Genomic DNA, 18,834 nt, shown 5'->3' with positions numbered 1-18,834 from the left:
TTCGCATTTGCAAGTGCTGTCTTGTCAATCTCCCGGGAAAACTTCGCTGAATGCTCTTTCAGTGATCGTCTGGCTCGATTAGGCGGCTGAGCACACCGACCGCGCATTCGCTAAAGGAGGACACGATGAACGCGACGATCTGGCACAACCCGAAATGCGGCACATCGCGCAAGACGCTCACGATCCTCGAAAACCTGTCGCAGGTCGAACTGATGGTGATCGAATATCTGAAGGAACCGCCCTCCGCCGCCAAGCTGGCGCAGCTTTACAAGGATGCCGGGATCTCGCCGCAGGAGGGATTGCGACTGCGCGGTACCGATGCCGAGGAACGCGGCCTGCCCCAAGCTTCGGACGACGAGGTGCTGGCCGCGATGGTGGCCGACCCGATCCTCATAGAACGCCCGCTGGTCGAAACCGAAAAGGGCGTGCGCCTGTGCCGGCCGCAGGATCGGGTGCTGGAAATCCTCTAACGGTTGCGGGTCAGATCGCTGTCCTGTTGCAGGGCGAAGAAGCCGTAAGCGAACACGATCAGGCACAGCGCCACGATCAGGCCGAAGCCCAGCCAGTCCGAATGGCCGTATAGCCAAACGCCGAGCGCGGGCGCGTAGATATAGCTCGCTCCTGCGACCGAGGCGGTGATTCCGGACGCCTGCCCCTGTTCGGCGCGCGTCACCGCCAGCGATGTGCCCGAGGTCGATCCGGGCCGGAACAGGCCGAAACCGAGCGAGGCGATCGCAAAGGCAAGTGCGATGGTGTGGATCGTGCCTGCCACGGCCAGCATGGCGACACCGAAGGCGGCAATTGCGATGCCCGACAGCGTCGCGGCGCGCGGGCCCAGATTGAAGCGCGGGATCAGGCCCCATTGCGCCAGCAGCGTGGCAATCGCGCCCGCCATCAGCACCAGGCCGATCGGCCCCGTCCCTTCGTCCGGCGTGGCGCGCAGGCCCAGCCGGTCGAGCACGAGAAAGCCTGCGATCCCCAATACCATCGCCTGGGCATGCCCGCCGATCAGGCCGGTTATGACCCATGGGCGCAAGCGCGCTTCGAACCACCGAAGCTTATGCGGCTCGACATAGGGCTCGTCCTCGTCCTCTTCCGAAGTCTCGACGGGATCGGCGGTCGGGCTGCCGGAATAGGGCGTTTCGTACATGCCTCCTTTGGCGGCGAATTGCGGTTCGTCGTTCGGCAGGCGCAGGCGCAGGGCAATCAGCGTGGCGACGCCCATAAGGGCGAAGATCACGAAGGGACCGGTCAGGCCGACGCCCGGAAGCACCATCAGCGGGGCGAGCGCAGGCCCGATCACCGTGCCCAGCCCGAAGCTCGAGGCGATCAGCGACAGCGCCTGCGTGCGTTCGGCGCGCGGTGTGCGGCTGGCGACATAGGCCTGCACCGCAGGGGGCGCCGCGCTGCCGAAACCGCCGTAAAGGCTGCGCGCGGCAGCGAACAGAATCAGCGCCCAGAACGCGGTCAGATAGCCCGACAGGCCCAGCCACAGCATCAATCCGCACAGCGAGAAACTGATTGCGAAGCCCGTAAGGCCCAACGCCATCATCGCCTTGCGGCCCCTGCGGTCCGACCGGCCCGCCCAGAACGGGGCGCAGACCACCCACAACAGGGCCGACCAGCTATAGGCGAGGCTGATCCACACGTCCGCGATGCCCAGCGCGGTGCCGATGGAGGGCATGACCGACTGCATCGCGGTGTTGCCTGCCGCCGTCGTCAGCATGACCATGAACAGCAGCGCCATCCGCCCCCTGGGGATGGAGCCGGGAAGGGCGGGTGGAGGAGGAGCCGCGGAAGGGCCGCGATCGCTTTCGGACATGGCTTGCGGCGCTACGCCCGGCGGGCCATGCTTGCAATGCTGCATCGAAACTGTATCGCTGCGCGCCTACCGGGCCGTGCCCGACCGTCGATAAGGGTCTATTCTTTGAGCGACAATTCCGGAGCCCGCGCGCTTCCCCGTGGCGATATGAAACGGCGCGCCGCGCGGCTGTTCGGCCAATGGGGCGTGTTCTTCCGCGGCTTTCTCCAGCATCCCAAGATGGTCGGTTCGATCATCCCATCCTCGCGCTTCACCATCGAAAAGATGCTGGCGCCGGTGAAGTGGGACGAATGCGATCTGTTCGTCGAATACGGCCCGGGCGTCGGCACGTTCTGCCAGCCCGTGCTCGATCGGCTGAAGCGCGACGGGGCGCTGATCGTGATCGATACCAATCCGCTTTATATCGACTATCTGAAGAAGACGATCCGCGACAGCCGCTTCCAGGCGGTGCTGGGCTCGGCCGCCGATGTCGAGGAGATTGTCGCGGCACATGGGTACGAGCACGCCGATTACGTGCTTTCGGGCCTGCCGTTTTCGACTCTGCCCGACGGAGTCGGCCCCGCCATCGCGGCGGCGACGCACCGGGTGCTGCGCGTCGGCGGAGCGTTCCTGGTCTATCAGTTCTCGGACCGGGCGCGCGATTTCATGGCGCGCCATTTCCGCCACATCGACAGCGGTTTCGAACCGCTGAACGTGCTGCCCTGCAAGCTGTTCTGGGGCTGGAAGCGCGCCGACGACTGATCGGCCTCGCCCGGCTCAGTCCTCCCGCGTGGTCGGCACCGTCGCGGTAGCGGCGGGCCCCGACAGGCACCGGTGCAGCGATGCGAGCACCGCATAGGCGACGCAGGCGAAGCCGACATTGATGAGCGAAGAGATCAGCGCCTGCCCGATCAAAGCGACATGCTCGCCGCCCAGCGCAAAGACGAGGCCGAATACGAGCGTCGCGATCATCGAAAGCACGGTGAAGGCTGCGACGAGCAGAAGATAGAACAGGAACAGCCGGAAGCTGTTGCCCTTGGTCAGGCGCCACGACCGACCCAGCGCGGTGATCGGATTCATGATCCGCTCGATCGCGATCGCTGGCGAACTCATCGAGAATTTGACCAGCAGATAGAGCGTCACCGGCAGCATCAGCAGCCCGAGCAGGCCGGCGATCCCTTCCGATCCGATTGCCGCGCCCAAAGCAACTCCGATGGTGGGCGGCGCAAGAATTGCGAATCCAGTCAGGATCTGGGCTCCGATCTGGGTCGGGAGGAATCGCAGGCCGCGCCCCATCGCATCTCCCACGGTCGGGCGATCGCGATCGCCGAGTATCGCCAGCAGGGCGATCGAGCCGATCGCCTGGATCAGAGCGAGCAACAGAAGCGCCCACCAGTATTCGGCATAGAATGCGACGATCATTGCGGACGCCGCATCCATGTCGGGCTCCGCCCCGGAAGCGCCCGCCTGGCCCATCGGATCGGGTAGAAAGAGCGCGAAGGCGAGATACGGGACGAAGAAGAACACGCCCGCCAAAACCAGCACCATCTCGCGATTGGCTGCCAGCATCTTCATCGCGCCATCCCATGCGGCGCTGAGGTCGAGTTTCATTCCATATCCTTAGGCTTGCGTTTCCCCTTGATAAGCGTGCCCGCCATTGCCACGCAATCGCCGATGTCCGATCGCTGGCCCGAAACCGTCGAAATCCGTCGCGAAAGCGAGCAAGTGCCCTATCGCGATGCGCTTGCAGAAATGGATGTGCGCAATCGCGCGATCGCGGCGGGCGAGGCGCCGGAACTCGTCTGGCTGCTGGAGCATCCCCCCGTCTACACCGCCGGCACCAGTGCCGCGCAAGACGAACTGCTCGATCCGCGTTTCGAAGTGGTCGAAGCGGGGCGGGGCGGACGCTACACCTATCACGGACCGGGGCAACGGATCGGCTACGTCCTGCTCGACCTGACGAAACGCGGACGCGACGTGCGGTGTTTCGTCCACGCGCTGGAAGGCTGGGTGATCGCGACCTTGGGCGATATCGGCGTCGAGGCGTGGCGGGCGGAAGGACGGGTCGGCATCTGGTGCCACGATCCGAACCGGCGCGAGGCCAAGATCGGCGCGATCGGCGTGCGCGTGCGGCGCTGGGTCACGATGCACGGCTTTTCCGTCAATCTTACTCCCGATCTCTCGCATTTCACCGGAATCGTGCCGTGCGGGATCGAGGAATTCGGCGTCACGAGCCTCGATGCGCTCGGCATCGCGCTTGCGCCCGAGGCTTGGGATGAGGCATTGCTCGCGCGCGGACCGGATTTCCTCGCCGCGCTGGAAGGAAAAGAGTGCTCCCTGCCATGATCACGCGCCCACTCGCTAAGTTCGCCGCTCTCGTGACGGCCGGTGCTTTCCTCGCCGCGTGCGAGAGCGAAAGCGCGCCGCCGCCCGTCGAAGACGATGGCCGCGCCACGGCGGAAGGCGAAGTGCTGGGCGGCACGATCAGCGACGAGATGCTCCCGCTCGACACGCTCCGTTCGCAATCGCCGTCCCAAGGGTCGGGTTCGGGCTCGGGGGGCTCTTCGGCGGAAGGTTCGACCGAGGTCGAGACGGATGCGGCCAGCGAACCGGAAGAGGCGGTCGAGGCCGAGGTCGAGCAGGCGGAGTAGCCCGAAACGGGCTTCCCCACCGAGCCAAGCCCGGCGGGGAAGCGATACGGCTATTCGCCCAGTTTCGGGTAGTCGATATAGCCTTCCGGCCCCTTGCCGTACCACGATTGCGGCACGCCCTTGTTCGGTGCGATCTCCGCGCCGGTGCGGAAGCGTTCGGGCAGGTCGGGGTTGGAAATGAAGTCCCGCCCCCAGCTGACCGCGTCGCAGCGTCCGGCTTCGATATCCGCGACCGCTTCGTCCGCGCTGTAATCGCTATTGAGCACCAGCGCGCCCGAATAGATATCGCGGATCAGCGGGCTCTGCTTCGGCACGTCGGTATTGCCGAACGTGCCTTCCGGGCCCGGCTCGCGCAGTTCAAGGAAGGCTAGGCCGAGATCCTCGACCACGCGAGCCGCCGCGCCGAAGGTTTCGGCCGGATTGCTGTCGTCGCAGCCCTGCGTTTCGCCATTGGGGGACAGGCGCACCCCGGTGCGGTCCGCGCCCCAGACGCCCACCAACGCTTCTAGTACTTCGCGCAGAAAACGCGTGCGGTTCTCGGCGCTACCGCCATATTCGTCCTCGCGCAAATTGGTGCTGTCGCGCAGGAATTGATCGACAAGATAGCCGTTCGCGCCGTGCAGCTGCACGCCGTCGAACCCGGCCTTCTTGGCGTTTTCGGCGGCCTTGCGATAATCGTCGACCACGCGCGCAATTTCGTCGGTTTCGAGCGCGCGGGCCGCTTCGTAATCCTTGCGCCCTTCGAAAGTGTGCGCATGGCCGGGGGCCTTGGTGGCGCTGGCGGAAACGGGAGGTTTTCCGCCGAGGAAATCGGGATGGACCAGGCGGCCCATGTGCCACATCTGGAGCACGATCTGGCCGCCTTCGTCGTGGACGGCCTTCGTCACCTGCTTCCAGCCTTCGGTCTGCTCCTCGCTCCAGATACCCGGCGCGGCGGGCCAGCCTAGGCCTTCCACGCTGATGCCGGTCGCTTCGCTGATGATGAGACCGGCGGACGCGCGCTGGCGGTAATAGGTCGCCATCATCTCGTTGGGGATCGAACCGGGCTGAGTCGAACGGCCGCGCGTGAGAGGCGCCATCCAGATGCGGTTCTTCGCTTCGAGCGCACCGAAGCGCAGGGGCTGGAACAAGGTGTCGTGCATGGGGACCAAATCCTTTTTGCTGGTCATGTCTGGCAGGGGAGCTAGGGGCCGGTCATGGGCGACACAAGCGACGCGGCGGACAAGAATGCCTTTCAGCCCGGTGCATGGCATTTCGTTGCGCTGCTGGGCGGAAACGTGGCGCTGGCGCTGGGGCCGTGGCTGGTGCGGCTGGCGGATACTGGCCCGGTCAGCGCCGGGTTCTGGCGGTTGTTCCTACCGATCCCTCTGATCGCGCTGTTCGCCTGGCGCGAGAAATCGCGGCATCCGATCGACCGGCGCGTCGCGCTGCTGGCGGTGGTGGCGGGGGTGTTCTTCGCGCTGGATCTTGGCAGCTGGCACCTCGGAATCGAGCGCACCCGGCTCGGCAATGCGACACTATTCGGCAATGCGGGCAGCGTGATCCTGATGGTGTGGGGCCTGATCGCGCTGCGCCGCGCACCGACCGGGCGTGAAGGACTGGGCATCACGGCGGCGCTGGCGGGCGCGGGTATATTGCTCGGGCGCAGCCTCGAGATATCGACACAGAGCGCGCTCGGCGATCTGTTCTGCCTGTTTGCTGGGGTATGCTACGCTTTCTACCTGCTTCCGGCGCAGAAGGCGCGGGCGAAAATCGGGCAGTGGAGCGTACTGCTCCTGGTCTGCATCACCGCTGCACCGCTGCTGCTCCTGATCGCAATCGGGTTGGGAGAGCCGGTTTGGCCGGGCGATTGGACGCCGGTCGTCGCGCTGGCGATTTCGAGCCAGATCGTGGGGCAAGGTCTGCTGGTCTATTCGCTCGGTCACTTCCCGCCGCTCGTTATCGGTCTGGCGCTGCTGACCCAGCCAGCGATCGCGGCGGCGGTCGGCTGGTTCGCGTTCGGAGAGACTTTGGGCGGGCTCGATATCGTCGGGATGGTTTTGGTCGGGGCGGCGCTGCTGCTGGCGCGGACGGCGAAGGCGGTTCCGATCCGCGCGCGCTAGCGCTTCACCGCATTGATGAAGGTCTGATAGCGCGCTTCCACCGCCAGCAGTTCCGGCCCGGCGAGGTGTTCGCGCGCCTGGCGGACCAGCCTTTCCCCCTCGCGCCGGATCTCGGTGCGGCGGCTCTCGTCGTCGAGCGTCGTTGTGGCGTCTACCAGCGTGTCGAACATGACGAGCGTTGCGATCCGATTGGTGGCGACACCGCTGCGGATCGCGCCGAAGCCGCGCGCGAGGAAATGTTCGAAATCGTCATCCAGCAGGACGAGGTGCGGCTCCTCCCCGTCCTCGGCGAAACTGCGCGTCAAATTGCGACGCGCCAGTTCGGCGGTCGCCGCGCCTAGCCAGTGGATGGCGGTTATGGCCGTGAAGGGATCGTTGATGCCGGGCGACAGGGCGCGCAGCCCGATCTCCACCAGCTCGTCGATCAGGAACTGCATGTCCTGCGAGGGCGTGCGCATAGCGCCCGTTCCGAAGCAGGCGCGCACTTCGTCGTCCGGGCAATCTTCGATCGCGTCGAGGTCCGACCAATAGGCGAGCGCGATCGAGGGGTGAACGAAATCGCCCGTCCGTACCGCCAGATTGAGCTTGCCGTTTTCCTTGCGGGCGATGCGTTCGAGCGCTTCGAACTGGATCGCTTGGACATACCCCGTCTCGTGCGCGATGATCGGCACGCCTTCGGGTGCGTTCAAGGCACGCTCGCCCCGGTTTTCTTCGGGAAACAGGCGCTTGATATCCCTGAGCAGGCGCCCGCCGATCCCTTCCAGCACGGCGTTGACGCGGATCGAGGCGGGCACGTGATTAAGGAAATAGACCAGCACCGCGATCGACAGCAGCATCAGTACGAATGCCGTCAGCAGACTGATCTGCGGCACGAAGCCGGACATGGCGGTCGGTTCGGTCGCGAAGAGCGGCGTTTCCTCCGCCTTCCTCACCGCGCGCAGCACCGTAATCGCATAGACGAACGTGCCGATGAAGGTCGCCAGGCTGAATTGATTGCCGCGATCTTCCATGAAATTGGTAAGCAGGCGCGGCCCGTAATTGCCGCTGGCATAGGCGACGGAGGCGATCGTGATCGAGAACACGGTCGACGCCACGCCGATCATCGTGCCCGCAATCACGGTCAGCATATTGATCGCCCCATCGGGACGCGCAGGCTGGAGCCAGCTCGTCTGGGAGACCACATCGGACCAGCCATTGCGGTCGAGCCACAGAGTCGCGGTGGCCGCTGCGAGCGCCAGCAGCGAAAAAACGGCGGGCAGGAACCAGTAGCTTGCATTGATGCTCTGCCAGATCGTCTTGAGACGTGCCATCATGCGACTGGCCCCGCGTCGATCGTATCGGCTGCTCGCTCGTCGGTGGCAGCGGCGTCCCGTCCGGCCATGCGCATCGGCTTGAATCCTTCGAACGCGGCTTCGATGTCGCGGCGATCTCGTGGATATTGAGCGCGCGCGGCGGCATGTTCGGTCAGGGATTTCGCTTCGTCGTAGAGAAAGTCGATCAGAGCCTCCTGGCGCTTGTCCGGGTCTTGGGCGAACAGCGGTTCACAGATGCGGCGGTAATTGTCGGTCATACGGATCGCAACCGATGGATAATCGGCAGCGGCCTGGCGGAACGCGGCGAGCGGGTCTGCGAACAGGCCGTGAAAGTCCTGCCCCGGCAGCTCGAACTGCGGGCAGTGGGCACGCGCGGGTATCTTGTCGGCATCGACCCAGTTCCCGCTATGCCCTGCAATCACTTCGGCCAGCGAATCCGCCGCTGCCAGCGCGGTGTAGAAATCGTTGATGGCGGGCGACAGGGCGCGTGCGGCGATTTCGACCAACAGGCGGATCTGGAAGACGGTGCCCTGGCTGTTGCTGCGAAACGGCCCGATGGGAATGCTCTTCACGACGCTTTTAGGATTGTCGAGCCGATGTTCGAGCGCGGCGACCGGTTCCCCCGCCAATACGTGCTGCCCCGGCGCCACGCAGATGCGGACGATACCGGGATGATCCTTCAGCGATTTTTCCAGCTCGTCCAGATCGACGCCTTCGACATAGCCGCTGCGCGGTGCGGGCAGAAGCTGGGTGAATTCGCCGGTGAAGCGTTCGACGCCGACGACCTCGAACGATGGCGTGCGGGCATCTTTGGCCAGCGCGTCGATCGCCTTGTCGATGAACATGGTGCGACCCAGATCGTGCAGCGCCACGGCCAGCATGGCCAGATTGATCGCAAGCAGCACGAGCATCACCGTGATAGTCGCCAGCGGTGTCTGCGCCAGATCGGCCTCGGAATCGATCGCGGCGAGCGTCAGGACCGAGAACAGCGTGGTGAAGGTCAGCCCTGCGATCGAGACCTGGACCAAGCGTTTGCTCAGCCAGCGATCGATCAGTCTCACGCCGAGATTGCCCGCCGCGAGCGTGAGCACCAGTAGCGAGATCGAGAAGAAAAGGGTCAGCAGCGCGGCGTCGATCCCGGCGACGATGCCCGCGGTTTCCTTCGCCGCATCCGCCGTCGTCACGGGGGACAGGCCGTTGTCGAGCATCCAGCCGGTCAGCCCGTTGCGGTCGAAATGCAGGATCGCGCCGAAAACCAGCGGGGCCGCCACGACCGCCCAGAGCGCCAGGAACCAGTAATTCGCCACCAGACGGTGAAGGATCCAGCCGAACAGGCCGGTAATCGGATTTCCTGAAAGCATAGCCCGGCCCCCTTTTATCGCACGCTTGCGAGGAACCTAACCGCGCAGCGCGGATTTGGTTGCCGCATACCCTGTGTCTCGTCCTCCAAGCGGGGCGGCCTTTCGGTGGGAAGGGCACGCGGTCCTGTTTCGTCAATCTTCAAGGGGCACAGATATGGTCTCTCCCGATCTCGCCGGACAATTCGGCAGTATTGAAAACCTGGTTGCGCTTACCTCCGGCCAGTACACGGCCGGTTCGCTGATCCTGATGGTCAGCTATGGCGCGCATTTCGCCTTCATCCTGTTTTTCCTCGCGATGGCGTGGCAATTGGCGCCGCGCTATCGCATCGTCCCGATCATGTCGGCAGTGGTCATGGCGTCTGCCGGGCTCAGCCTGATGCGCGAATTCAGCCTGTGGCAGGAAAGCTACGAGCTGGTGGGCACAATGTACCGTCCGCTCGCCGAAAATTCGAGCTTCACCAATGCCTTCCGCTACGGCAACTGGACCATCACGGTCCCGATCCTGCTGACGCAGCTTGCCATCGCATTCGGCCTGCCGCGCCCCGAACTGCACAAGCGTGCGGCGCGGATGATCATTCCCGGCGTGCTGATGATCTGGACCGGCCTTTACGGTCAGTTCGGCGAAACCGGCGACTGGAGCCGTCTCAATCTCTGGGGCGTCATTTCGACCGTGTTCTTCGTGTGGCTGATCGTGGAAGTGCGCGGCGTCATCACGCGCGGCGTGCAGACCAGCCCGGCGCAATTGCAGACCTGGCCGAAGAACATCTGGTGGTACTTCCTCGCCACCTGGGGCCTCTATCCCATCGCCTACGCCCTGCCGCAGCTTGGCTTCACCGGCGACGTGGTGGTGGTGCGCCAGCTGCTGTTCTCGATCGCGGACATCTCGTCCAAGCTGATCTACGGCATCATCCTCAGCCGCTATGTCCTGCGCCGCAGCGCGCTGGAGGGCTATGTGCCTGCCGCCGAAGCGCTGGAGACCTCTCCGCTCGGGTCGAGCGTGGCGTCGAGCCGCGGCGACTGACCGGCTTGCGGCGCGTCCGCACAGCCAAACCGAAGGGGCCCTGGCACGATGCCGGGGCCCTTTTGTCGTGGGCGGCAGTGACGCTGGGCGTCGTTGCGCAGATCGCAGGCGATGGCTGGGCGGTACTGGCGGGGCTCGTATTCTTCGTGATGGGCCTGGCCCACGGCGCGGGAGACGAGAACGAAGGCGGGATCGCGCGCATCAAACTGGTTCACGCCGCCGCCTATCTGGTGACGGGAGCCGCCGTCGCTGCGCTGTTCCTGTTCGCGCCGCTCGCCGGGCTCGCACTGTTCCTCGCTCTGTCGGCCTGGCATTTCGCCCGTAGCGACTGCGCGTTCGACCCCGTGACCCGCTACGCTATTGCGGGTTTGGCTGTGGGCGGCAGCGCGCTGTTCCGTCCCGGCGAGACGGGCGAGGTCTTCGCCATGATCGTGGGCGGCGACGTGCCTGTGCTAATCGTGCGCGTGCTTGCCCTGCTCGGCGTGGCGGGAACGGGCGCGGCGGCATGGGCGCTCGTGCGGGGCCTGCGCGGTTTCGGCCATGCGGTCATCGCGCTGGCCGCCACGGTCGTGTTCAATCCGGTGCTCGCGGTCGGTCTGATCTTCCTGACCGCGCATGCGATACCCGTCCAGCAGCGCCAGATCGCGAATTACGGACGCAGCACGGTCTGGCGCGCAGTCGCGCTGCCGACATTGATCGCGACGCTGGGCGCGCTGGGGATCGCCGCGCTGGTCTGGACCGGTCATCTGACACTGTCGATCGCGATCGCGCTCGCCTTCGGCATGGCGACCCCGCATATGCTGACCGAGCGACTGGAGCGTTAGATCTTCCCCAGATCGCCCTTGCCGATCGTCCCGCTTGCCATTTCGAGCATCTTGTCGAGGCTCTGCTTGGCCTTGAGGCGCAGGCCTTCCTCGATCTCGATGCGCGGTTCCAGATCGCGCAGGCAGGTATAGAGCTTTTCCAGCGTGTTGAGCGCCATGTAGGGGCAGATATTGCACGAGCAGTTACCGTCCGCGCCCGGCGCGCCGATGAAAGTCTTGTCCGGCAGCGCCTTTTCCATCTGGTGGATGATATGCGGCTCGGTCGCCACGATCAGCGTGTCGCCTTCGAACGTGCTGGCGAATTGCAGGATGCCGCTGGTCGATCCGACATAATCGGCATGGTCGATGATCGTCGGCGGGCATTCGGGATGCGCGGCGATCGGGGCACCGGGATATTGCTGCTGCAGTTTCAGCAATTCGGTCTCGCTGAAGGCTTCGTGCACGATGCAAACGCCCGGCCACAGCAGCATTTCGCGGTTGAACTTGCGGCTGAGATATCCGCCCAGGTGACGGTCCGGCCCGAAGATGATCTTCTGGTCTTCGGGGATCTGACTGATGATCGTTTCCGCGCTGGAACTGGTGACGATCACGTCGGAGAGCGCCTTCACCTCGGTCGAGCAGTTGATGTAGGTCAGCGCGATGTGATCGGGATGCGCCTCGCGGAAAGCCTTGAACTTTTCCGGCGGGCAGCTGTCTTCCAGAGAACAGCCGGCGTCCATGTCGGGCAGGACCACGATCTTTTCCGGGCTGAGGATCTTGGCGGTATCGGCCATGAACTTGACGCCGCAGAACGCGATCACATCCGCATCGGTCTCCGCCGCCTTGCGCGACAGTTCCAGGCTGTCGCCGACGAAATCGGCAAGGTCCTGGATCTGCGCGGTCTGGTAGTAATGCGCCAGGATGATCGCGTTCTTCTCCTTGCGGAGGCGGTCGATCTCGGCAAGCAGGTCGGTTCCGGTCGGCAGGCTGGTTTCGGCGGTCATGGCGTTCGGTTTCCCGTAAGGATTGATTGGGGCGCTTATAGTGGCAACGGAGCGGAGGGCGAGGGCGTTCCGCGCCTGCTGGTTTCAAGAGTTGACGCGTTCAAGAGCTGGCGCGTTTAGGAAGCGGCATCTTCCCCTTCGAACCGGACATCCACCGTCACATTGTCATAGCCTGCGACCTGTAAGGGGATCGTCAAATTCTGGCGCACCGCCTGGCGTGCGGCCTGCCGGGCGAGGGCGAGGATTTCCGGATTCTTGGCAAAGGCGCTGGCCTTGCGTTCGGCCTGCTGCGAATTGTTGCGGGCGAGATCCTGCGCCGCGTCGCGCGTTATGTAAGCGCCTTCGGTGAACACACGCGCGGCACCTTCGTCGATATTGGGGCGGCTGGTCTGGATTTGGGGCAGCGTTACGGTCAACCGGTCGCCCGCCTCGTCCCAGACGAAATCGCCTCGTTCCATGCCCGACAGGTCGAGCCGGTATTCCACGCTCGCCGGAACGATCGTCGCCTGGCGGGATCGCAGTACGGGCACGCCCATCACGCCGCGCGTATCCTCGCTTTCGGCGACGACTTCGAAGCGCGAGCTGAACACGGTGAGCGAATTCTGTTTCTCGAAGGCCAGCATGGCGCTGCCCACCGGATCGCCCTCTTCCTGATAGAAGAACGCGCGATAAGTCAGGAAGGCGACGGCGGCCAGCAGCGCGATCACGATCAGCCACGGCACGGCCTGAACCTTGGCGAGGTTCTGTTCGCGCCTCGTGCCGGGCAGGATATCGCTGTCGGTGCCGCGCGCGTCGCGCGTTTTCAGATCGTTCGCCATTGTTCACCAGAACGAGCGACCAGCCCGCGGCGTTCCAGATCGATGAGATGCGCGGTGACTGACATCTCCGCCGCCTTGTGCAGTTTTTCGTCCAGCCCCTTGTACATTGCGGGCACGAACTGTGCCGCGCTGCGTGGTCCTTCGCCGAGCAGGCGCAGGATCTGGTTCTCCCGCTGGCGGCGATGGCCGATCATCCCGCGCACCAATTGGCGCGGTTTTCCGACCGTATCGCCATGGGCGGGGTAATAGACCCGGTCCTCGCGCGCGTAGAGTTTTTCGAGGCTGCGCATGTAATCGCCCATGTCCCCATCGGGCGGCACCACGACGCTGGTGGACCAGCCCATGACGTGATCGCCGGTGAAGAGAGCGCCGGTCTCTTCCAGAGCGAAACACAGGTGGTTCGAGACATGGCCGGGCGTGGCGATCGCCGTCAGAGTCCAGCCCGGACCGGACATCGCCTCCCCATCCGCCATCACCCGGTCGGGCGCGTAGTCGCGGTCGAAGGACGCATCGGCACGCGCACCGCTATCGGCAAGGACCAGCGGCGCGCAGCCCATCACGGGCGCTCCGGTCCGCTCGGCGAGCATGCGGGCGGCGGGCGAATGGTCGCGATGCGTGTGCGTGCACAGGATGGCGAGCACCGTCTCCTCGCCGATCGCGGTCTGCAGCGCCTCGACATGTTCGGGAAGATCGGGGCCGGGATCGATCACCGCGCACCCTTCGCCCGCACTCACGATAAAGGATTGCGTGCCGGTATAGGTATAGGGCGACGGGTTGGGAGCGAGCACGCGGCGCACCAGCGGTTCGAGCGTCATCGCTTCGCCGGTGGGCCAGGGTTTCGGGGGAAGACCAGCCATGCCCCTGCCTATGGCGGCGGGGAGGGAGCGTGTCGAGCCGTCACGCCGGATCGCTCCGCGCTTGAGCAATCGTGCGTGGCGCGCCACAAGAGCTTTCATGGGAGAACATATCCTCGTCCTCGACGCGGGCACGACCTCGACGCGCGCCATCCTGTTCGCCGCCGACGGCACTTTGGTGCGCACGGCGCAGCGCGAGCTGACGCAACATTATCCGCGTCCCGGCTGGGTGGAACACGACGCGGGCGAAATCTGGGACAAGACGCTCGCCTGTGCGCGCGAGGCCATCGGCGATGACGGGGCGTGTGTGGCCGCGATCGGGATCACCAATCAGCGCGAAACCGTGGTGGCGTGGGACAGGACAAGCGGAGAACCGCTGGCGCGCGCGATCGTCTGGCAGGATCGCCGCACGGCGGATTTCTGCGCCACGCTGAAAGAGAGCGGGCAAGAGGCGGAGGTCCAGGCGAGAACCGGCCTGCTGCTCGATCCGTATTTCTCGGCCACCAAGATGCGCTGGCTGCTCGATAACGACGAGGCGGTGCGCGGCGCGAACGAGCGGGGCGACCTCGCTTTCGGAACGGTCGAAAGCTGGCTGGTCTTCAAACTGGCGCAAGGGGCGCATGTCAGCGATGCGAGCAATGCCAGCCGCACGCTTCTCCTGCCGCTCGACGAAGGGCAGTTCGATGCGGGGTTGTGCGACCTGTTCGGCGTGCCACGCAGCAGCCTGCCGCGCGTGGTCGATACGCATGGCCCGCTGGCGGAATGTTCCAGCGAATGGTTCGGGCGCGCGATCCCGATCTGCGGCCTGGTCGGCGATCAGCAATCCGCGACGATCGGCCAGGCCTGCCTGGTGCCGGGAGAGACCAAGGCGACGTATGGGACGGGCGCCTTCGTCCTGACCAATAATGGCGCGGCCATCCCGCGCTCGACCCATCGCCTGCTCGGCACGGTCCTGTGCCAGACGAACGGGCAGCGCATTTACGCGATCGAAGGCGCGGCGTTCGTCGCGGGCAGCCTGATCCAGTGGCTGCGCGACGGCCTGGGTCTTATCGCCAGCGCCGCCGAGACGGAGGAACTGGCCCGCTCCATTCCCGATAGCGGCGAAGTGCTGATCGTGCCCGCTCTGGCCGGGCTCGGCGCGCCGCACTGGTTGCCGGAGGCACGCGGGGTGATCGCGGGTCTGAGCTTTGCCAGCGGCCGCGCGCAGCTCGCCCGTGCCGCTCTGGAGGCGATGGCGCACCAGACTCACGATCTCGCCGCCGCTTTCGCCGCCGATGGCGCGCCCTGGTCGATGCTGCGCATCGACGGGGGCATGGCCGCCAATGACTGGATGGCGCAGGATCTGGCGGACATGCTGGGAATTGCCGTCGAACGGCCCGATTTCGTCGAGACGACGGCGCTGGGCGCGGCATTCTGCGCGGCGGTGGGGGCGGGCCTCTATCCCACGCTCGACGATGCAGCGCAGGCAATGCGCGGCGCCGCCCGCTGTTTTTCGCCGCGGATCGACGAAGCTGCGCGTGCCGAGCGACTGGTCCGCTGGCGCAAGGCGCTGGCGGCGGTCTAGGCCGCTATCCGGCCCGGCCCGCCGTTGGCATTATCCGGCGAAGGCCTGCTGCAATCGCCCCTGCATCGCGCCGACCGGGCTCGCCGAATCGCGCGACGGTGCGTTCCAATCGCGATCGAGCCGTTCGACCCGCTGGTAGAGATGCACGCTCTGGCGAACGATATCCTGCGTGTGCGCATCGAGCCGCCTGACCATGCCGGGAAGGGCGGGCCGTTCCTCGGGAAGCCGACCGTTCTTGCGCACCTGGGCTTCGCTCAATTCGCCATCCAGAAACGCGCGCTGGTTGAGCAGCCAGGCGAGCAGATGCATCAGGCGGGTGGTCGTGCGCAGTCCTTCGATCGAGAAGGCGACCTTGGCCGCTTCGTCGAGATCGATCGCCCCCGCACCGCTGCGCGAATCGAACGCCGCCCGCGCTTCGTCCGCCAGCACGAGCGCATCCTGATAGACATCTTCGATGATCTGGCGCCTGGCGCTTGCGGAAATCGTCATGCCTGCGAGGTAAGGGTACGATGCGGCGATTTCCACCGCTTTGACCGCAGCGTCCCCGAATTGGACGCAGGCCCGTGTCGGGCCATGTCGGGAAAGGCGGCGATCAGGCGATGATGTCGGGGATCAGATGGTCTTCCACCACGGCGATCTGGTCGCGAATGCGCAGTTTGCGCTTCTTCAGGCGCGCGATCTGCAATTGGTCGATCGCTCCGCTGCGCGCGCCCGCCTCGGTCAAGGCGTGGATCGCCGCGTCGAGATCGCGGTGTTCGCTGCGCAGCCCTTCCAGCCGCTTCCTCAGCTCCTGCTCGGTCATCGCGATATCCCCATAACCGACCCGCTCGGCTCGCCGGTCAAATCGGACAGCTCGGCCATTTTTGCAATATGCGGGGTTACCAAATTAAGATCTGTGTGTTTCATTTGCATGGCGCGGCTCGCTCCGCAGGGGCGAGTCGATGCCGTAACGGCTTTTCGACCCTGAAAGGAGATTGCCCGATGCAAACATCCCATATCGATGCCCTTCGTACCAAGCATGCCGGCCTGGAAGCGAAATTGCGACAGGAACAGGCGCGGCCCGCGCCCGATGTGGCGATGGTTCAGCAATTGAAGCGTCAGAAGCTCAGGCTGAAGGAAGAAATCGCCGCCCATTGAGCGATCGAACAGGAAAGCGCGGCGGCGGCGGGGCGGGCCCCGTCCGCTGGGACGGACGATACGCTTCCAAATCGTCATAGCGTGTTATAGCAGCATGCCATGACCGCCGCCGCCAGCGCCCGCCAGATTCTGACTCGCCTGCACGAGGTGATGGCCTCGCGCATGCACGCGCAGGGCAAGCTCGATCAGGTGGTCGAGATCATCGGCGAAAGCCTCGATAGCGAAGTCTGCTCGATCTACCTTCTGCGCGAAGGGGTGCTCGAACTCTACGCGACGCGCGGCCTCAACCCCGAAGCGGTCCATGTCACCAAGCTGGGCCTCGGCGAAGGCTTGAACGGGATCATCGCCAGCAATATCGAGACGCTGAACCTCGCCGAGGCGAAGGCGCATCCCGACTTCCTCTATCGCCCCGAAACGGGCGAGGAGAAATTTCATTCCTTCGCCGGCGTCCCGATCGTCCATCGCGAACGCGCGGTCGGCACATTGTGCGTCCAGCATGTCGATCCGCGCCGCTACGAAGATGTCGAGATCGAAGCGTTGCAGACCACCGCGATGGTCCTGTCCGAACTGATCGCCAATGCCGAGATGGTGGACGAGGAGCACGCGCTGCTTCTGGGCGAGATCGAGACCGGGCCGGAAATCATCGAAGGGCTCGCGCTGGTCAAGGGGCTGGGCGCGGGACTGGCGGTGTTCCACCAGCCGCGCGTCCAGATCACGCAGGTCGTCGCCGACGATATCGAGGCCGAACGCCAGCGCGTCTATCGCGCCTTCGACAAGATGCGCGACCAGATCGACGCGATGGGCAAGGAGCCCGAATTCGGCAAGGGCGGCGAGCATGTCGAGGTGCTCGAAACCTATCGCATGTTCGCCTACGACGAAGGGTGGAGCCGTCGCATCAACGAAGCGATCGATTCCGGCCTGACGGCGGAAGCCGCGATCGAGCGCGTACAGCAGCGCACGCGTATGCGCATGCGGGAGATCGACGATCCCCTGCTGGCTGACCGGATGCACGATCTGGAAGACCTGTCGAACCGCCTGCTGCGCATCGTTTCGGGCCAGATCGGCACGGCGGCGGGGCAGGGGCTGCGCCGCGATTCCGTGCTGGTCGCGCGCAATCTGGGCCCGGCCGAACTGCTCGAATACGATCGGCGCCGGCTGAAGGGCGTGGTGCTGGAGGAAGGCTCGCTCACCGCGCATATGGTGATCGTGGCCCGCGCGATGGGCATTCCCGTGGTCGGGCGCGCCAAGGGTCTAATGCGACGGGTTTCGGACGGGGAGGAAATCCTCGTCGATGCCGATAACGGCGCGATCACGCTGCGCCCCTCGCCGCAGATGCGCGAAGCCTTCGACATGCGCTTCGCCAAGACGCGCGAGCGGCAGGCCGCCTATGCCGAGCTGCGCGACGTCGAACCCTTCACCCGCTGCGGCACGCGCATCACGGTCATGATGAATGCAGGCCTGCGCGACGATATGAGCGCGCTGGCGATGAGCGGGGCGGACGGCGTCGGCCTTTTCCGCACCGAATTTCAGTTCCTGGTCTCTTCAACCCTGCCCCAGCGCGACCGGCAGACGCGGCTTTACAAGGACGTGCTGGACGCGGCGGCGGGTAAGCCGGTGATCTTCCGCACCGTCGATATCGGCGGCGACAAGGCGGTGCCCTATCTCAGTTCCGACATCGCGGAGCATGACGAGAACCCGGCTCTGGGCTGGCGGGCGCTGAGGCTCGCTTTGGAGCGCGAGGGATTGATGAAGTCCCAGGCCCGATCCCTGCTGGAAGCGGCGGCGGGGCGCACGCTCAACGTCATGTTCCCGATGGTGAGCGAACCGTGGGAATTCGACACGGCCAAGCTGGTCTTCGACGAGCAGCTCGACTGGCTGCGCAAGCAGAGAAAGCCGCTGCCCGAGGACATCCGCTACGGCGCGATGCTCGAAGTGCCAGCGCTCGCCGAAGTGCTCGACGAATTGCTGCCGCGCCTCAAATTCATGTCGATCGGCACCAACGACCTGACCCAGTTCCTGTTCGCCGCCGACCGCGCCAATCCCAAGCTCGCGGAACGCTACGACTGGTTGAGCCCGGCGATCCTGCGCTTCCTGGCGCGGGTCGTACGCGGAACGGCAGGGCACGAAATCGACCTCGCCGTGTGCGGCGAAATGGGCGGGAGGCGACTGGAAGCGCTGGCTTTGCTGGGCATCGGCATCCGCCGCCTGTCGATCACGCCCGCTTCCGTCGGTCCGATCAAGGAACTGGTCCGCAAGGTCGATCTGGCCGAGATCACCGCCGCTATGCAGACCTGGCTGGCCAGCCCGCCGCCCGATATGCGCGCTGCCCTGCGCCACTGGGCGGCAGAGCGCGATATCGACACCGATTGACGATCGATGAGGTCCGGCCGACGTCACTGCGCTTG

At 65.2% G+C, this 18,834-nt stretch carries 20 protein-coding genes; 10 read left to right on the top strand and 10 right to left on the bottom strand.

Annotation, left to right across the window (positions count from 1 at the left end):
- The first annotated feature begins 125 nt into the window (after positions 1 to 125).
- Complete coding sequence (gene arsC, locus J7347_RS08020) at positions 126 to 470, top strand: arsenate reductase (glutaredoxin) (RefSeq protein ID WP_067684187.1); 345 nt, start codon at positions 126 to 128, stop codon at positions 468 to 470.
- Here the strand turns inward: arsC and J7347_RS08015 are convergent.
- Positions 467 to 1,822, bottom strand: coding sequence for an MFS transporter (locus J7347_RS08015; protein ID WP_209161587.1), 1,356 nt, complete (start codon positions 1,820 to 1,822; stop codon positions 467 to 469). The genes arsC and J7347_RS08015 overlap by 4 nt on opposite strands.
- 147 nt (positions 1,823 to 1,969) lie before the next feature.
- Here J7347_RS08015 and J7347_RS08010 point away from each other — a divergent pair, with 147 nt between their 5' ends.
- Positions 1,970 to 2,563 carry a methyltransferase gene (locus J7347_RS08010; RefSeq protein ID WP_067684257.1) on the top strand — a complete coding sequence of 198 codons (594 nt, stop codon included), beginning with the start codon at positions 1,970 to 1,972 and terminating at the stop codon, positions 2,561 to 2,563.
- Positions 2,564 to 2,578: 15 nt separating this feature from the next.
- Here the strand turns inward: J7347_RS08010 and J7347_RS08005 are convergent, their stop codons facing one another.
- Positions 2,579 to 3,412 (bottom strand): glycerophosphoryl diester phosphodiesterase membrane domain-containing protein, encoded by an 834-nt coding sequence (locus J7347_RS08005; RefSeq protein ID WP_067684192.1) that lies wholly within the window; start codon positions 3,410 to 3,412, stop codon positions 2,579 to 2,581.
- 63 nt (positions 3,413 to 3,475) lie between these two features.
- Between J7347_RS08005 and lipB the strand changes: the two genes are divergently transcribed.
- Positions 3,476 to 4,147: a lipoyl(octanoyl) transferase LipB gene (gene lipB, locus J7347_RS08000; RefSeq protein ID WP_067684195.1), complete on the top strand. Its 672-nt coding sequence runs from the start codon at positions 3,476 to 3,478 to the stop codon at positions 4,145 to 4,147.
- Entirely contained in the window at positions 4,144 to 4,452 is a 309-nt protein-coding gene (locus J7347_RS07995; RefSeq protein WP_209161586.1) for a hypothetical protein, read from the top strand. The genes lipB and J7347_RS07995 overlap by 4 nt, the downstream gene beginning before the upstream one ends.
- Positions 4,453 to 4,502: 50 nt before the next feature.
- Here J7347_RS07995 and J7347_RS07990 read toward each other — a convergent pair whose 3' ends face one another.
- Entirely contained in the window at positions 4,503 to 5,594 is a 1,092-nt protein-coding gene (locus J7347_RS07990; RefSeq protein WP_067684201.1) for an alkene reductase, read from the bottom strand.
- 54 nt (positions 5,595 to 5,648) lie between these two features.
- On the opposite strand from J7347_RS07990, the gene J7347_RS07985 reads away from it, so the two are divergent.
- The gene (locus J7347_RS07985) at positions 5,649 to 6,554 is read left to right on the top strand and encodes a DMT family transporter (protein WP_067684205.1); all 906 of its coding nucleotides are present in this window, start codon (positions 5,649 to 5,651) and stop codon (positions 6,552 to 6,554) included.
- On the opposite strand, the gene J7347_RS07980 is transcribed toward J7347_RS07985, so the two are convergent.
- Together J7347_RS07980 and J7347_RS07975 are read right to left on the bottom strand one after the other, a co-directional pair.
- Positions 6,551 to 7,867, bottom strand: coding sequence for a DUF2254 domain-containing protein (locus J7347_RS07980; RefSeq protein ID WP_067684208.1), 1,317 nt, complete (start codon positions 7,865 to 7,867; stop codon positions 6,551 to 6,553). The two genes, J7347_RS07985 and J7347_RS07980, sit on opposite strands and share 4 nt — an antisense overlap.
- Positions 7,864 to 9,228 carry a DUF2254 family protein gene (locus J7347_RS07975; protein WP_209161585.1) on the bottom strand — a complete coding sequence of 455 codons (1,365 nt, stop codon included), beginning with the start codon at positions 9,226 to 9,228 and terminating at the stop codon, positions 7,864 to 7,866. The genes J7347_RS07980 and J7347_RS07975 overlap by 4 nt, the downstream gene beginning before the upstream one ends.
- 154 nt (positions 9,229 to 9,382) lie before the next feature.
- On the opposite strand from J7347_RS07975, the gene J7347_RS07970 reads away from it, so the two are divergent.
- Both J7347_RS07970 and J7347_RS07965 read left to right on the top strand, forming a co-directional pair.
- On the top strand, positions 9,383 to 10,249 hold the full coding sequence (locus J7347_RS07970) for a bacteriorhodopsin (protein WP_209161584.1): 867 nt from the start codon (positions 9,383 to 9,385) through the stop codon (positions 10,247 to 10,249).
- Positions 10,250 to 10,326: 77 nt separating this feature from the next.
- On the top strand, positions 10,327 to 11,073 hold the full coding sequence (locus tag J7347_RS07965; RefSeq protein ID WP_209161583.1) for a Brp/Blh family beta-carotene 15,15'-dioxygenase: 747 nt from the start codon (positions 10,327 to 10,329) through the stop codon (positions 11,071 to 11,073).
- Here J7347_RS07965 and nadA read toward each other — a convergent pair.
- The 3 genes from nadA to J7347_RS07950 form a co-directional block, all read right to left on the bottom strand.
- Complete coding sequence (gene nadA / locus J7347_RS07960; RefSeq protein WP_067684220.1) at positions 11,070 to 12,056, bottom strand: quinolinate synthase NadA; 987 nt, start codon at positions 12,054 to 12,056, stop codon at positions 11,070 to 11,072. The genes J7347_RS07965 and nadA overlap by 4 nt on opposite strands.
- A 116-nt stretch (positions 12,057 to 12,172) precedes the next feature.
- Positions 12,173 to 12,874 carry a DUF4230 domain-containing protein gene (locus J7347_RS07955; protein WP_209161582.1) on the bottom strand — a complete coding sequence of 234 codons (702 nt, stop codon included), beginning with the start codon at positions 12,872 to 12,874 and terminating at the stop codon, positions 12,173 to 12,175.
- On the bottom strand, positions 12,859 to 13,731 hold the full coding sequence (locus J7347_RS07950) for an MBL fold metallo-hydrolase (protein ID WP_209161581.1): 873 nt from the start codon (positions 13,729 to 13,731) through the stop codon (positions 12,859 to 12,861). The genes J7347_RS07955 and J7347_RS07950 overlap by 16 nt, the downstream gene beginning before the upstream one ends.
- A gap of 97 nt (positions 13,732 to 13,828) precedes the next feature.
- Between J7347_RS07950 and J7347_RS07945 the strand changes: the two genes are divergently transcribed.
- Positions 13,829 to 15,292, top strand: coding sequence for a glycerol kinase (locus J7347_RS07945; protein ID WP_209161580.1), 1,464 nt, complete (start codon positions 13,829 to 13,831; stop codon positions 15,290 to 15,292).
- Between the two features lie 30 nt (positions 15,293 to 15,322).
- Here J7347_RS07945 and J7347_RS07940 read toward each other — a convergent pair whose 3' ends face one another.
- Positions 15,323 to 15,781 carry a DUF1465 family protein gene (locus tag J7347_RS07940; RefSeq protein WP_209161579.1) on the bottom strand — a complete coding sequence of 153 codons (459 nt, stop codon included), beginning with the start codon at positions 15,779 to 15,781 and terminating at the stop codon, positions 15,323 to 15,325.
- Between the two features lie 103 nt (positions 15,782 to 15,884).
- Positions 15,885 to 16,094: a DUF465 domain-containing protein gene (locus tag J7347_RS07935; protein WP_067684234.1), complete on the bottom strand. Its 210-nt coding sequence runs from the start codon at positions 16,092 to 16,094 to the stop codon at positions 15,885 to 15,887.
- Positions 16,095 to 16,273: 179 nt separating this feature from the next.
- Here J7347_RS07935 and J7347_RS07930 point away from each other — a divergent pair, with 179 nt between their 5' ends.
- Positions 16,274 to 16,429: a YdcH family protein gene (locus tag J7347_RS07930; protein ID WP_082851505.1), complete on the top strand. Its 156-nt coding sequence runs from the start codon at positions 16,274 to 16,276 to the stop codon at positions 16,427 to 16,429.
- Between the two features lie 99 nt (positions 16,430 to 16,528).
- Positions 16,529 to 18,799, top strand: a complete 2,271-nt coding sequence (ptsP, locus tag J7347_RS07925) for a phosphoenolpyruvate--protein phosphotransferase (protein ID WP_067684237.1) — start codon at positions 16,529 to 16,531, stop codon at positions 18,797 to 18,799.
- Positions 18,800 to 18,834: the final 35 nt, after the last annotated feature.

Origin of the sequence: Erythrobacter sp. A6_0, assembly GCF_017744235.1 — a bacterium.
In the GTDB taxonomy this organism is placed as follows: domain Bacteria; phylum Pseudomonadota; class Alphaproteobacteria; order Sphingomonadales; family Sphingomonadaceae; genus Qipengyuania.
Note: the sequence above shows the minus strand (reverse complement) of the source record. Positions and strands in the feature narration are given on the sequence as shown.